We start from the raw sequence: 222 nt of genomic DNA on the forward strand, positions 1-222 counted from the left end.
TTGGAGCGGGAAACGAGACTCGAACTCGCGACCCCAACCTTGGCAAGGTTGTGCTCTACCAACTGAGCTATTCCCGCATAATTGATGCCAATCATTGGCCATACTGTGGCCTTACTGATTCAGATACCAAAATATTTAACTGTTGTTTGGAGCGGGAAACGAGACTCGAACTCGCGACCCCAACCTTGGCAAGGTTGTGCTCTACCAACTGAGCTATTCCCG

General features: G+C 50.0%; 1 tRNA gene. It reads right to left on the reverse strand.

Going from position 1 to position 222, the window contains the following annotated elements:
• Position 1: 1 nt before the first annotated feature.
• Positions 2 to 77 (reverse strand) — tRNA-Gly (locus tag Xsze_RS21705).
• Between the last annotated feature and the right edge of the window lie 145 nt (positions 78 to 222).

The organism is Xenorhabdus szentirmaii DSM 16338 (genome assembly GCF_002632585.1).
In the GTDB taxonomy this organism is placed as follows: domain Bacteria; phylum Pseudomonadota; class Gammaproteobacteria; order Enterobacterales; family Enterobacteriaceae; genus Xenorhabdus; species Xenorhabdus szentirmaii.